At 71.6% G+C, this 12,927-nt stretch carries 18 protein-coding genes; 5 read left to right on the forward strand and 13 right to left on the reverse strand.

Going from position 1 to position 12,927, the window contains the following annotated elements; all coding sequences use genetic code 11:
• Positions 1–7 precede the first annotated feature (7 nt).
• Complete coding sequence (locus tag ABZ267_RS08395; protein ID WP_356750657.1) at positions 8–445, forward strand: protein-tyrosine phosphatase family protein; 438 nt, start codon at positions 8–10, stop codon at positions 443–445.
• Between the two features lie 3 nt (positions 446–448).
• Here ABZ267_RS08395 and lepB read toward each other — a convergent pair whose 3' ends face one another.
• The 3 genes from lepB to ABZ267_RS08410 all read right to left on the reverse strand — a co-directional run bounded on the left by lepB (position 449) and on the right by ABZ267_RS08410 (position 2,191).
• Complete coding sequence (lepB, locus tag ABZ267_RS08400) at positions 449–1,138, reverse strand: signal peptidase I (protein ID WP_356750658.1); 690 nt, start codon at positions 1,136–1,138, stop codon at positions 449–451.
• Between the two features lie 122 nt (positions 1,139–1,260).
• Complete coding sequence (locus ABZ267_RS08405; RefSeq protein WP_356750660.1) at positions 1,261–1,569, reverse strand: hypothetical protein; 309 nt, start codon at positions 1,567–1,569, stop codon at positions 1,261–1,263.
• A gap of 112 nt (positions 1,570–1,681) precedes the next feature.
• Complete coding sequence (locus ABZ267_RS08410) at positions 1,682–2,191, reverse strand: DinB family protein (RefSeq protein WP_356750662.1); 510 nt, start codon at positions 2,189–2,191, stop codon at positions 1,682–1,684.
• 74 nt (positions 2,192–2,265) lie between these two features.
• Here ABZ267_RS08410 and ABZ267_RS08415 point away from each other — a divergent pair, with 74 nt between their 5' ends.
• Positions 2,266–2,631 carry a DUF1801 domain-containing protein gene (locus ABZ267_RS08415; RefSeq protein ID WP_356750664.1) on the forward strand — a complete coding sequence of 122 codons (366 nt, stop codon included), beginning with the start codon at positions 2,266–2,268 and terminating at the stop codon, positions 2,629–2,631.
• 7 nt (positions 2,632–2,638) lie between these two features.
• Here the strand turns inward: ABZ267_RS08415 and ABZ267_RS08420 are convergent, their stop codons facing one another.
• The 7 genes from ABZ267_RS08420 to ABZ267_RS08450 form a co-directional block, all read right to left on the reverse strand.
• Positions 2,639–3,640 (reverse strand): alpha/beta hydrolase, encoded by a 1,002-nt coding sequence (locus ABZ267_RS08420; RefSeq protein ID WP_356750666.1) that lies wholly within the window; start codon positions 3,638–3,640, stop codon positions 2,639–2,641.
• A 155-nt stretch (positions 3,641–3,795) separates the two neighbouring features.
• On the reverse strand, positions 3,796–4,029 hold the full coding sequence (locus ABZ267_RS08425; protein WP_356750668.1) for a hypothetical protein: 234 nt from the start codon (positions 4,027–4,029) through the stop codon (positions 3,796–3,798).
• A gap of 6 nt (positions 4,030–4,035) precedes the next feature.
• Positions 4,036–4,704 (reverse strand): TNT domain-containing protein, encoded by a 669-nt coding sequence (locus ABZ267_RS08430; RefSeq protein ID WP_356750670.1) that lies wholly within the window; start codon positions 4,702–4,704, stop codon positions 4,036–4,038.
• 177 nt (positions 4,705–4,881) lie between these two features.
• Positions 4,882–5,397, reverse strand: coding sequence for a lytic polysaccharide monooxygenase auxiliary activity family 9 protein (locus ABZ267_RS08435; protein ID WP_356750672.1), 516 nt, complete (start codon positions 5,395–5,397; stop codon positions 4,882–4,884).
• A 276-nt stretch (positions 5,398–5,673) separates the two neighbouring features.
• The gene (locus tag ABZ267_RS08440) at positions 5,674–6,381 is read right to left on the reverse strand and encodes a DUF4230 domain-containing protein (RefSeq protein WP_356750674.1); all 708 of its coding nucleotides are present in this window, start codon (positions 6,379–6,381) and stop codon (positions 5,674–5,676) included.
• A 122-nt stretch (positions 6,382–6,503) separates the two neighbouring features.
• The gene (locus ABZ267_RS08445; RefSeq protein WP_356750676.1) at positions 6,504–7,169 is read right to left on the reverse strand and encodes a LysE family translocator; all 666 of its coding nucleotides are present in this window, start codon (positions 7,167–7,169) and stop codon (positions 6,504–6,506) included.
• Between the two features lie 117 nt (positions 7,170–7,286).
• Complete coding sequence (locus ABZ267_RS08450; RefSeq protein WP_356750678.1) at positions 7,287–8,000, reverse strand: VanZ family protein; 714 nt, start codon at positions 7,998–8,000, stop codon at positions 7,287–7,289.
• A gap of 97 nt (positions 8,001–8,097) precedes the next feature.
• Between ABZ267_RS08450 and ABZ267_RS08455 the strand changes: the two genes are divergently transcribed.
• Positions 8,098–8,598 (forward strand): tetratricopeptide repeat protein, encoded by a 501-nt coding sequence (locus tag ABZ267_RS08455; RefSeq protein WP_356750680.1) that lies wholly within the window; start codon positions 8,098–8,100, stop codon positions 8,596–8,598.
• Between the two features lie 207 nt (positions 8,599–8,805).
• Positions 8,806–9,441, forward strand: coding sequence for a YoaK family protein (locus tag ABZ267_RS08460; protein WP_356750819.1), 636 nt, complete (start codon positions 8,806–8,808; stop codon positions 9,439–9,441).
• Between the two features lie 224 nt (positions 9,442–9,665).
• Here the strand turns inward: ABZ267_RS08460 and ABZ267_RS08465 are convergent, their stop codons facing one another.
• From ABZ267_RS08465 to ABZ267_RS08475, 3 genes are all read right to left on the reverse strand, one after another.
• Positions 9,666–9,926, reverse strand: a complete 261-nt coding sequence (locus ABZ267_RS08465) for a type B 50S ribosomal protein L31 (protein ID WP_356750682.1) — start codon at positions 9,924–9,926, stop codon at positions 9,666–9,668.
• A gap of 78 nt (positions 9,927–10,004) precedes the next feature.
• Positions 10,005–10,169 carry a 50S ribosomal protein L33 gene (rpmG, locus tag ABZ267_RS08470; RefSeq protein ID WP_018515115.1) on the reverse strand — a complete coding sequence of 55 codons (165 nt, stop codon included), beginning with the start codon at positions 10,167–10,169 and terminating at the stop codon, positions 10,005–10,007.
• Between the two features lie 128 nt (positions 10,170–10,297).
• Positions 10,298–11,155: a phosphotransferase gene (locus tag ABZ267_RS08475; RefSeq protein WP_356750684.1), complete on the reverse strand. Its 858-nt coding sequence runs from the start codon at positions 11,153–11,155 to the stop codon at positions 10,298–10,300.
• A gap of 259 nt (positions 11,156–11,414) precedes the next feature.
• On the opposite strand from ABZ267_RS08475, the gene ABZ267_RS08480 reads away from it, so the two are divergent.
• Positions 11,415–12,836, forward strand: coding sequence for a SpoIIE family protein phosphatase (locus ABZ267_RS08480; protein ID WP_356750686.1), 1,422 nt, complete (start codon positions 11,415–11,417; stop codon positions 12,834–12,836).
• Positions 12,837–12,927 lie beyond the last annotated feature (91 nt).

Genomic DNA, 12,927 nt, shown 5'->3' on the forward strand with positions numbered 1-12,927 from the left:
GACCGGCATGAGCGAGAGCTGGGACGCGGCCGAGCGGGCCGTACTGACACTGCCCTCCGGACGCCTGATCCGCGGCCGGGGCCTGCGCAACCCGCTGCCCGAGGGCCCCGAGCCGGAGTTCGCGGTGTATCTGCTGGGACGTACGCCTCCGCCGGCCGGCTGGGAGTCGCGGTGGCTGCGGTGGCCGGACTTCCGGCTTCCGGCCGATCCGCACCAGGCCCGGGAGCTGCTGGAGGAGGTGTGGCGGCGGGCGTCCGGCGAGCGGGTCGAGGTCGCCTGCGGCGGCGGGATCGGGCGGACCGGGACGGCACTGGCGTGTCTGGCCGTGCTGGACGGGGTCCCATCCGAGGAGGCGGTGGCCTTCGTCCGGCGCGGGTACCACCCGCGTGCGGTGGAGACCCCGTGGCAGCGGCGTTACGTACGCAAGTTCGACCGGGCCGGGTAGCCGTCAGCGTGCGGAGAAGGTGGCGGGGACGGGCAGGGTGTTCCAGCGGCCGGCCGGCCAGGCGATGACGACGGCGCGGCCGACGACCTCGTCGACCGGGACCATGCCCTTGTTGCGGTCGTCGCTGTGGTAGCGGGAGTCCGCCGAGGCCTGCCGGTGGTCGCCCATCACCCAGAGCTTGCCCGGCGGGACGGTGACCTTGAAGGTGCCCTTGTCGTCATTGCTGCACGGGGTGTTGCCGGGGAACACATACGGTTCGTCCAGCGCCTTGCCGTTGACCTTCACCGGTCCGTCGCCGGCGCACTCCACGGTGTCGCCGCCGACGCCGATCACCCGCTTGATGAGGTCCTTCTCCTCGGCCGACGGCATCAGGCCGACGAAACTCAACGCCTTCTGCACGGTGTTGGGCGGGTCGACAGCCACCTCGTCCAGCCAGCCGTCCGGGTCGTGGAAGACGATCACCTCACCGCGTTCCGGCTCGGATCCGAACCACGGTGTCAGCTTGTCGACGAGGACCCGGTCGCCCTTCTGCAGCGTGTTCTGCATGGAATCCGACGGGATGGAGAAGGCCTGGACGAGGAAGGTCTTGATCAGCAGCGCCAGGATCAGAGCGATCCCGATGAGGAGCGGAAGCTCCACCCAGAACGGCCGGTTCCTTCTCGTCCCCGCCCGCCGTGCACCCGCACGCACCATCACGCCGCTCCTCGCCCCATGTCCCGCGCACCCGCCCCGGTGAGGAACGGATCTTGTCGGGTCACTCTATGGGGCGCGGCGGACGCGCCGGGTCGCGGCCTCCGGCAGGCCACGGACAGGTCTCAGGCAGGGGCGGGCGGTGCTGCGGGGGCGGTGCCGTCCGGTGGGACCGTGGCACCGGCGCCGGCGCGCACCGCCTCGACCACGCCTTGGTGGAAGGCGCGGCTCTCCTCCTCGGATCCGCACGGCACGGGGCTGCCCGCCAAGGTGAACCAGTCGGAGGATCCGCTGTACTGCACGGCCACCGACGCCTGGTCGTCGGACCACGTCGTGTGCACCGTGAGGTCTCCGCTCAGGATGCCGGCTTCTTCGGTGCGGACTCCGCCTGTTCCCGCGAAGACACCGCTGGTCGTCCACGATGCCCAGCTCATGACGTGTCGCCTTTCGGACGATGACAAGCCTCTGCGGCGGACTTCTTCCGAGTATGGCACCGCTGTTGAACGGGTGCACGGGGTGCGGAGGCGCTTCCTCCGCACCCCGGTCTCACGCCCGTTCCCGTACGCCCCGGACGAAGGCGGCCTGGCCCGCGTGCTGGAGGTCCTCGGCGATGACGCTGATCAGCCGGGCACCGAGCGTCACCGGAGGCGACCAGGCCTCGTCGACGATGCGGTCGAGGGCGCGGCCGTCCAGGCCGCGGACGAAGCCGAGGGTCTGCTCGTGGACGGCGTCGTAGTAGCCGAGGAGCAGGTCGGCGGAGTCGACGCGGACGGCGCCGACCTCTTCGCTGCTGTGCCCGTAACCGGTCGCCGCCTCGTCGAACGGGAGCCCGAACCGCTCGGCCCAGCCCTTGGTGAGCCAGATCTGGCCGGTGGAGGCGGCGTCGGCGATGTGGTCGTCCTGGACCCGGGTGAGGTGCCAGATCAGCCAGGAGATCGAGTTCGCCCCGTCGCCGATCCTGGCATTGAGGTCGTCGGCCGAGAGCCCTTCGACGGCCCCGTGGACCGCTTCCGCGACCCGGTCGAACGCTTCGGCCAGCATGTTCGCACTGTTCATCCGTCCACCTTCACCTCCGGGCCCGCGCGAACCACGCTCCGACACACACGCGCCGCCCGCCTTAGGATCGGCGCATGGTCCAGAGCCGTGCGGAAGACGTCGATCAGTACCTCACCGAGCTGCCGGAGGAGCGCCGGGCCGCACTCACCGAGCTGCGCGCGCTGTGCCGCGCGGAGCTGCCGGGGTTCCGCGAGGTGATGGCGTACGGCATGCCCGTCTACGAGCGGGACGGGACCGGCGAGGTCGCCTTCGCGAGCCAGAAGCAGTACATCTCGTTCCACCTCCTGCGCACCGATGTCCGCGACGCGTTCGCGGACCGGCTGGCCGGCCACGACAGGGGCAAGGGGTGTCTCCGCTTCCGTACGCCGGAGAAGATCGACTTCACTCTCGTACGGGATCTGCTCCGGGCGACGGCGGCGACCCGGGGCCCTGCCGGCTGAGCCCGGCCTACCGCAGCCCGCTCAGCCACTCGGTCAGCAGCCGGTTGACCTCGTCGGGCCGCTCCTGCTGGATCCAGTGGCCGCAGCCTTCGAGGATGTGCGCGGCAAAGAGGCCGGGGAGAGTGGTCGGGTAGGCGTCGATGGCGTCCGCCATCCATGTGGTGGAGGCGTCGAGCGCGCCGCCGATGAAGAGGGAGGGCTGGGTGATGGGCGCGCCGTGCCAGGCGGCGAGGTCCTCCCAGTCACGGTCGACGTTGCGGTAGCGGTTGAGCGCGCCGGTGAGGCCGGAGCGTTCGAACTCGCCGCTGTAGACGTCGAGGTCGGCCTCGGTGAGCCAGGCGGGCAGCGGGCCGGTGGGGAGGCGGTCTGCGAGGCGCGCTCCCGGCGGTACGAAGAAGAGCTTGCCGTGCTCCTGGGGAGTGAGGGTGCCGCCGGTGAGGCCGGTGTAGAAGCCGGCGAGCCAGCCGCGTACGTCCCGTTCGATCTCCGCCTCGGCCCGGCCGGGCTTCTGGAAGTAGCTGACGTAGAACTCCTCGTCACCGCCGATCCGGGCGAAGCCGTCGGTGGGGCGCTGGTCGCCTCGAGGTGTGTAAGGGACGCTGAGCAGGGCCACGGCGGTGAAGACGTCCGGCCGGAGCAGCGCACTGCTGGCGGCGATGGGCGAGCCCCAGTCGTGGCCGACGACCGTGGCGGTCTCCTCGCCGAGGGCGTGGACGACGGCGGTGTTGTCGGCGACGTGCGCGAGCATGCGGTACGCGTCGGTGGCGGCGGGCTTGGCGGAACGCCCGTAGCCGCGTACGTCGATGGCGGCGGCCCGGTATCCGGCGGCGGCGAGCGCGGGCAGCTGGTGACGCCAGGAGTACCAGGACTCGGGAAAGCCGTGGACGAGGAGGACGAGCGGGCCGGTGCCCTGCTCGACCAGGTGGATCCGGCCGCCGGGGGTGTCCACGAGGCGGTGGACCGGGCCCTTCTCGGCGGGGATGGCAGGGTCCGTCGGGGGCTGCGGCACGGTTCCTCCTGGGAGGCTCCACGGGTACGGAGCGTTCGTGACGGGTGCGGTCGGGCGGCCGGGCCTCAAGTCCGGTCCGGCCGCCCGGTCACGATCATTCGCGGGCGTCCACCGCCCGTACAAGGATCTTTGCCGTATCGGCAAAGGGAGGAGGGTCAGACGAGCAGCCGCAGCAGGTGCACGCAGGCGGTGGCCTCGTCCGGGTGGCGGGCGAGGATGTCGGCCTGACCGCGTTCGTACGCGCCGGTCTCCCAGCCGCCGTTCTCCGCCCGTCGCAGGAAGAGGAAGTCGGGCGGGGTGGGGGCCGGCTCGTGGACGCCTTCGATCCGGTAGTAGCCGCCGGGGATTTTGGCCTCCACGAGTGCGGCGTGCAGTGCCTGACGGTCCACGAGGTGTTACGCGGCCGAAGTGAGGTAGCCGTGGTCCAGCAGCCACTTCACGTTCAGCCGCTGGCCCTCACCCGGGTTCAGGAAGACCGGGTCGAGCTTGATCTGCCGGCCGCCGCCGGGCTGCTCGAACCACGGCGCGATGCTGCCCTGCCAGACCCAGAAGGGCTTCGCCACCTTGTAGACGCGGTAGTCGCAGGGGGTCGCCGCTTCCCGCGTGTTGAGGTTCTGCGGGGGCAACGCACGCTCGGCGTAGGCGTCACCGGCCGGGGCCAGGTAGGCGCCGTACTCCGAGCCGAAGCGGTCCAGGCGCTGGCCGGTGCGGAGCTTGGCGGGCCCCTTGTCGATCTCGCCGTTCACCTCGCCGAAGCCGTCGTTGGGCGGGTACTTCCAGCTTCCGGTGTCCGCGGGACCCTCCCAGTACTTCTTGAGGAAGGCCTGCGGGGAGAGGTCGCCGGTGCGCTGGTAGCCCTTCAGCAGCGGGCCGACCGGGGCCAGGCGGTTGTTCGGCAGCCACTTCGGGCCGAGCCGGGCGTCGCCGCGGTACTCGCCGGTGCAGGGTTCGTGCCGCCCGGCGGCGACCGGGGTGTCGGGCTGCGGGGCCGCGTTCGCGGTGGGCGCGGTGATCAGTCCGGCGGTGATGCCGAGCGCGGCAAATACGGTACGCATGCGGTTCATTCAGGGATCCCCTCGAGCACTGATGATCAATCAGACAGCTGACGAAGGGTAACCGTTCGGCTACCTGGAGCGTCCGCGCCATGCCGGATCCCGCCGATCCGCGGCGGGACAGCACCGCGCCCCGGCCGGGAGGAGCACGGCCCGGCCGGGGCGCGGTGGGTGGAACAGTGCCTGCGGCTAGCTGACGTTGACGTCGATGCAGGCGTAGAAGGCGTTGACGGTGTCCGCGATGTTCCAGACCGCGAGCACCTTCTGCCGGCCGGTCTTGTCGCCGAAGTCGACCTGGTGGGTGACGGTGGCGCCGGGGTGCGCGCCGCCGTCGTCGAACTCGGCGATCTTCTCGCCGCCGACGAAGTACTGCCAGGTGCTGGTCGAATGGCGGGCGGTGAGCTTCCACTCGAACTGCTGCGAGCGGTTCACCGGGGTGACCGCCCAGCCCTTGGAGTCGTCGTCGAGCTCGGCGAACCCGCTGTTGCCGCCGCTGCAGCTGGTCAGCCCCTTCGGGCCTTCGACGCTCTGCGGTTCGTAGCTGATCGAGCCGCAGCTGACTGTTCCGGCGGCACACTGGGCCTGCCTACTCGGCGGGTTGGAGATGTAGCCGTGGGCGCTGGCGGAGCTCGCCGGGAGGCTCAGGGCGAGGACCGGGGCGAGGACGGCGCCGACGGCGAGTGCGGTCTTCCTTTTCGCGTGCATGCTTCTCCTTCACATGAGACCGCACCGCGCGGTGGCGGGCCGTGGGGGGCCCGGAGTCGGCGGCGAGGCCTCGCGAGTGTGGGGCCAACGAGGCGCGAAGGGCTGCAAGTCCCTTGCCGGACAGACCTGATGACCGGTGCCGGAAAGGCCTTGCACTTGGCCTAGACCATACTCACCGTCGCGTACGCGTCAAGGGAGCGGGTGCGAGTGACGGGAGGGGCGGCGACCGGGCGCGGGCCGGGAGGGACCGTCACCGCGCCGGGTCGCCGGGGCCTGTCAGCCCTGGTCGTCGCCGTAGCGGACCGTGACACGCTCGAAGCCGAGGGAGCCGAGCAGACCCTTCAGCATGTCCGCGGTGTTCTTCTCGGCGCGGGCGGTCAGCCCGCTCTCCTTCGCCGCCTCGCCGATGTGCCGGACGGCCAGCTGGTTGACCGCCTGTTCGCTGCTCGGGTTGTCGGAGAAGAAGTCGCCGAGCCGGTCGAGGAGTCCGCGCTGCTTGGAGACGGTGTAGGAGCGGTCCGGGTCGAGAGCCGGCTTGCCCAGCACCGCGTGCGGCAGCCGGATCTCGGCGGTGGTGCGGTCCTCGTTGACGACGACGCCGTCCTCGGTGACCTTCCCGAGGTCGACGGAGGCGCCGACGGTGCCCGCGCCGACGAACAGCATGCGGGTGCCGCGTACCGCGTCGGGCAGGAACTTGGCGTCCTTCTCCAGGTCGACGACGACCTGGAAGTTGCCCGAGGCCGCCTCGTACGCACTCATGTCCTTGATCGACTTGAGGACCGCGGGACCGGACCGGTCGTGGGTCTCCTCCCCGAAGAGGCTGTCGAGCCCCGGCAGCAGACTGAGCCGGCTACCGGCGAACAGCAGGGCCAGGACCGCCGCGCCGATGCCGACGACCTTCAGCACCCCCCGCAGAGCGGGCCGGGACGTGCGCTTCTGCCCGCTCTGCGGGGCCGGATCCGTGGTTGCGTCGCTGGACGTCATGGAGTGCATGTGACCCGCAGCCGGGCTTTCAACCCATCTGCCTTACGGAATGGGCCAGTTCGGGTACGGGGATGTGGACGGGCCCGCGAGCGGCCGAAGACGGTGGGCAGCGCGCGCGGGTTTCAGGCTGCCGCGACGCCGATACCGATCCCGATGGCGATGAAGAGCCATCCCGTCGTCAGTTCCCAGCGATGGCGGATCGTGGGACGGGCGAGCAGGGCCCGCAGACGTGCGGCGACGAGGACCAGGACGAACCAGTAGACGACGCCGATGACGATGTCCAAGGTGCCGAGGAAGAAGATCTGACGGGTCGGCGATCCATCACCGTGGACGAACTGCGGCAGGATGCTCAGGAAGAACAGCGCTGCCTTGGGGTTGAGGACATTGGTGAGCAGCCCTTGGGTGAACCCGGACCGCCACCGGGCTCCGGGCGACTGCTCCTCCTCGGGCGCTTCCGGCACGGCGGGCCCGTCCGTGCCTGTGGCCCCGGACCGGTCCCGGGCGGCCCGCCGAGCGGCGAGCACGGCCCGGATGCCGAGATGGACGAGGTAGGCGGCGCCGAGCAGCTTGATGGCGTCGTAAACCGCCGGGGAGCGGGCGGCGACGACCGACAGCCCGACGGCGGCGGCGACCATGTGCACACACAGGCCCGCCTGAGCTCCCAGCGCCGCGGCCCGGCCCTTCGACGGGTGCTCGGCGGCCGACCGGACGACCACGAGGAAGTCCGGTCCGGGCACCACGTAAGCCAGCATGACCACGCCGAGAAAGCCGATGAGGTCGACCGACATCCGATCTCCGTTCGTTCGCCAGGCGGCCTCGTGGTCGGGTCAGGCCTCTCCGGGCAGGTCCGCGAGAGCCGGTTCCGGTGAGGCTCAGCGACCCCGCTCCGGTGAGCTTCCGCGCGGTCAGCGCCTGCGGAGCCGGTTCAGGAGTGCGCGGCCGGAGCCGGGCTGGGAGCCGTCGCCGGTGGGGCGTCCGTTCGAGCCCCTGGCCTTGGCCGGGCGGGCGCCGGTCGCCGCTCCGGCCTTGGACGGTTCCTTCGCCTTGGGCGTGGTCCTGTCCTTCGTACCGGTCTTCGTTGCCGTCGCCGTCCTCGTCGTCTCCACGGGCTTCGCCACCGGAGTCCGCGGGGTGTGCGCGTGCGCGTGGTAGTGGTGGCTGATCCGGCGGCCGACCAGCAAGTAGGCGATCAGCGCGCCCGCCGTGTTGAGGATGACGTCGTCGATGTCGAAGGCGCGGCCGGTGACCAGGGCGCCTTGGACCAGCTCCACGATGACCATCACGGCGGCGGTCAGCAGCGTCATGCTGATCATCCGCAGGCGGCGCGGCACGAGGAACGGCAGCAGCAGTCCGAAGGGCACGCCGAGCAGCAGATTGCCGCCCGCCTGCTTGCACGCGGCGAGGAAGGTGTAGTTCTCGGCGTACTGGCGCAGCGACCTGCCCGGCTGGAGGTTCGAGGTGACGATGTCCTCGGAGGCCGGTGAGGGTGTCAGCGTCACCTTGGCCAGGAAGACGGAGAAGGCCACCAGCCCGAGCAGCACCACCGTCAGGACGGTCACCCTCAGCAATACGCGTTTCCATGTCCCCTGTCGCGTAAGGGGCTTCGTCTCTGCAGTCATGGCGGACAGATGCCCGCGCCGGAACGGAAAACACACCGGTGGACGTCCGCACCTCGAAAACGCCCGGCCGTCCCGCACCGCCTGCGACGATGGGCTCATGAGCGCACGTGAGAAGAAGGATCTGCTGGCCGAGACCGACCGGCTGCGTGAGGAGGGCCGGGCCGGCGAGGCGCGCGAGCGGCTGCTCGCCCTGACCGCCCAGTTCCCCGACGACGCGGAGGTGGCCTACCGGACCGCGTGGGTCCACGATGTCCTGGGCCTGGAGAGCGAGGCGGTGGCGTACTACGAACGCAGCCTGGCCGGGACGGGCCTGAGCGCGGAGGAGCGGCGGGGGGCTCTGCTGGGGCTTGGCAGCACCTACCGGGTGCTGGGGAGGTACGGGCAGGCCGTGGAGACGCTGCGCCGGGGCATCGAGGAGTTCCCGGACGACGGGGCGCTGCAGACGTTCCTGGCGATGGCGCTGTTCAACACGGCGGAGCACCACGAGGCGATGCAGCTGCTGCTGCGGCTGGTGGCGTCGACCAGTGACGACCGGCACGTCCAGCAGTACCGGCCGGCCATCGAGCACTACGCGAAGGACCTCCACGAGACGATGTGAACTGGGAACCACGGGCTGCGTGAGCGGTGAGGCTCCGGCCGCCTGGCCGACGGCGTCGAGGGCCCTCCCGGGAGAGCGGCGCGGCGTGTGGGCCGGGCGTGTGTGCGTACCGAGAATGCTCGCGTGCACTCCCCTCCCCCGCCTCCGTCCCCGTCCTCCGCCGCGCCACGGGCCGAGAGCTCTCCTGGGCGCGGCGCGTGGGCGCTGCTGCTCCTGTCCGCGGCCTCCGGGGCGGCGGACGCGTTCGCCTTCCTCTGTGTGGGCCAGGTCTTCGCGGGCGTGATGACCGGAAATCTGGTCCTGCTCGGCGCCTCGGCCGCCGGCGCCGGTGAGGACGGCGTGGCGCTGCGGGTGGTGACCGCGCTGGCGGCGTACGTCTGCGGGGTGGCGTGCAGTGCGTCGATGGCCGGGTCTCCGCTGCGGGTGCTGCTCCTGGCCGAGGTCGTCCTGCTCGAGGTGGCGGCCGTGCTGTGGGGGTTCGGTCTGGTCGCGTCGTACGGAGACCGGCTCGGGCTGCTGGCGCTCGTGTCGCTGGCGATGGGCATCCAGGGACGCGTACGGGCGACGCCCACGAACTACTTCACGGGGACCCTCACCTCTCTCGCCGGGCGTGCGGCGGCGCGGAAGCTGGAGCCTGGGGATGTCTGGGTGCTGGGGCGGCTGGCGGCGGTGGTGGCCGGGGCCGCGCTCGCGGCGTTGACCGAACGGTGGTGGAGCCCCGGGGCCGCGCTGGGTGCGGTCGTCCTGGCGGCCGGGGCGATGGTCCTCGAACCAGGGTGGCGCGAGGGCCGGAGTACGAGGAAGCCCCGGCCGGATCGGGGGAATCCAGCCGGGGCGGCTTGAGTGCGGGCGTGAAGGGCGGTCGCCTCTCGGCGAGGGGCTGCATGGGGCTTCGGCGGTGCGAGCTTCCCCATGGGCCGGCGGTGAGGCCCGGGGACACGGTCCCCCTCACACCCACGTATAGATGAACGATAAACCATCTAGGACTGTTCCCGGGAACCCGCCCCCGTGGATGTGATCCATGGCACGGAATCCCCGGTTCCGCCGCCGGTCGGGACCGGCGCCGGTCAGCTCCTGGACGCCTCGTCGGTGCCGTAACGGCGACGGAATCGCTCAACGCGGCCTTCCGTGTCGAGCACCTGGCGGCCTCCGGTGTAGAACGGGTGGCTCGCCGCCGAGGTCTCCACGTCGATGACGGGATAGGTGTTGCCGTCCTCCCAGGCCATGCGCTCGCCGGAGTCGGCGGTCGAGCGGGGCAGGAAGGCGACGTCCGCGGCGCGGTCACGGAAGACCACGGGACGGGAGACGGGGTGGATACGGGGCTTCATCGATGCGTTCCTTCCTCATCGCCGGTGTCGGCGGTGGTGACGTGCGAGGCTCTCCTCCGTGCGGCCGGCTCGGTGCGGTCAGCGGGTCTCGCGGAAGAGGACGTGCTGCCCGGCGGCGGCGTCGAACTTGCGGAGTTCCAGCCGGTCCGGGGTGTTGCGGCGGTTCTTACGGGTCACGTAGCTGCTGCCCGTTCCGGCGGTGGACCGAAGGGTCACGACGGGCCTGAGTTCGTTGCGTGCCATAGGCGCCTCCCGTGGTGCTAGACGACCCCACTCCCGTAACGGGAATGGCATTCGTTTTCGTTCTGGTGGAGTAACGCGGCCCACCCCGTCGGCATTCCCGGGCCGGATCATCCCCGGACCGGCAGCCGTCAGAGGTGCGCCCAGCCCTCGTCCGGTCCGCGCTCCACCACCTCGGTCACCGCCAGGAAGCGGGCGGCCTCCTCCTCTCCGGCGGACCAGGACGGGTCGACGAGGCCGCTCAGCGCGACGAGCCGGAAGATCAGCGCCCGGATCAGCATCTGGGGCCAGCGAGGATCGCCGCCGCCGCCGGTGAGGAGAGCCGGGCCGGGCTCGTACCAGAGGAGGCCGTCCGCGATGATCACGGCCTCCGCGTAGAGGGGTGGTCGCCAGTAAGGGGAGAAGTCGATGACGACCGGGTCCCGTCCGGGCGCGGAGAGCACATTGCCGGTGAGGTCGCCGTGGACGAGCTGCTCCGCCGCCTCCACGGGCCGGCACAAGGACAGCAGGCGCTCGAACGGCTCGGCGAGCTCCGCGACCGCATCGGCTTCCCGCTCACCCCACGCAACCCGGTCGGCCACCGCCCAAGGATGCGTCCGGCGGTCGAGGAAGTCCGGGCGCGGCTGGTCACGCAAGGCGGCGTGGAAGGCGCGGCCCGCGGCGACGACCTCGGGCCACCGTCCGCCGGGACCGGAGCGGCCCTCCATGAACTCGGCGGCCGTCCAGCCGTCGACCACGCCGGCTCCCGACGCCGACCGCAGCGGCCGCGGCACGCGGAAACCGGCGCCCCTCGGCAGCCGTTCGAGGAGGGACGCGGCCCACTCCGACTCGCCGTCGGTCCCCTCCGCCGGCTTCAGGACGGCTCCGCCGACCCGCACGCTGCGTCCCTGGCCACCGGTCAACGGCTCAGGAATGCCGCGTACGCCGAAGGCGTCGAGGACGGAGTGCGGAGGAAGGATGACGGACGGCTGCTCGGGCCTGGAAGGCATCCTGCCGGGCGGCCCTGTCACACGCGCATGAACTTGCGGGCCGCTCCCCTGGAGTGCCTATGCCACCGAGGCGGGCCAACACCCCTCATCCGTACGCCCGTTCGGAGGATCTCCTCTCTCGCGCAGCCGGTGGCATATGCCAGAAGCAACGACGCATCGAGTGTTGTCGAATCCCTTACGGGCTGCCGCGGCCTGTGCGACAGTCGATAGCGGTCGACCCCGGAAACCCGGCCGCACCGCGCCTGTATCGGAGTACGAGATGCCGTCCCATCTGTTCGCGGACCGCCCCGCACCACAGCCTCCCGCGCACGATGCCGTCGACGCCTTGATCCATCGCGCGCGGCGACTGCGCGGAGACGTGGACGCCGTGGGACGGAACACGGCGGTGGCGGACGAGGACGCCCCTCAGGCGCGCTGGCACCGCGCGCTGTGCGACCTGGCCGTCCAGCATCTCGACAACCTCGACCAGCACCTCGGTCAGCTCAAGGCCGGCCTGCCCGCCCAGCGCTCCGCCGCCCGGGACGACCGCGCGGCCGAGGACGGCCCGGCGGCCGGCTCCTCGCCGCACCGGGTCGGCAGCGCCGAATGGAATCTGCTCACCGATGAGGTCAGCTGGTCCGACGAGCTGTACGCGATCTTCGGCCGGCCGCCCGGTTCACCGCCCCTCTCCCTGGACGACCTCCCCTCCGTCCTGCTCCCCGGAGACCAGCCGAAGCTGACCTCCATGGTGACGGGCTGTCTCGTGGACGGGCAGCCGATGGACGGCGAGTTCCGCATCGTCCTCCCCGACGGCCAGGTCCGTACGCTGCACATGACGGGCGAACCGGTTCTCGACTCCGAGGGGTGCACCGCCTCCATGTGGGCCGTGCTCCGGGACGTCGGCGAGCTGCGCCGCGGCGAGGAGACCGTCGACCGGAACCGGGACTCGGCGCGGCGCGAGGAGCACGCCGGAGGCGCGGAGAGCCGGACCGCCGTGGCTCAGGAGACCGCCGGGCCGTCGTGGCGCGGTTCGCTGCGGCTTCCGTACCAGGCCGGCGGCGCGCTGGACATCGCCGCTCACCACCTCCCCTCCGCGGCCGGCGGCCGGATCGGCGGCGACTGGTACGACGCGATGGAGCTGCCGGACGGCCGGACCCTGCTGGCCGTCGGCGATCTGACCGGGCACGGGCTTCCCGCCACCTCGGCCCTGGCCATGGTGCTCGGCGCGCTGCGCGGCATGGCCGTCGCCGGTGTCGAGCCGGGCGCCCTGATGGGTCACCTCGACCACCTCCTCGAAACATCGATGCGGCCCGCTCTCGGCAGCGCCTTGTGCTGCCGCTTCGACGCGGCGACCGGCAACCTCTCCTGGGCGCAGGCGGGACACCCCGCGCCCCTGCTCTTCCGCGACGGAACAGCTCGTCAACTGCCGACCCCGGACGGGGTGCTGCTCGGTGCCGCCTCTCAGGTCGCCTATGAGCAGGACGAGGTGCGCCTGCTCCCCGGCGACGTGCTGATGCTGCACACGGACGGCCTGACGCGGCGCGGCGACCGGGGTGCGGGCCCGGAGCAGCTGCTGGCCCTCGCCCCTCTGTTCGCACAGGCCCGTGACGCGCAGGAGTGCGTACGGGGCGTGGCCCGGGAGTTCGGCGGGGCCGAGCGCCTGGACGACGCGTGTGTGCTGGTCGCCCGCATCGAGGCGTGAGGGAGCGCTGAGCCGGTCTTCAGGACCGCCGGTGCGTCATGTCGGTCGGTACGCGCGGCGGTTACGGCCTCCGCCGGCGTTCGTGTACGGG

The organism is Streptomyces sp. NPDC006174 (assembly GCF_040614075.1).
Classification (GTDB): Bacteria; Actinomycetota; Actinomycetes; order Streptomycetales; family Streptomycetaceae; genus Streptomyces.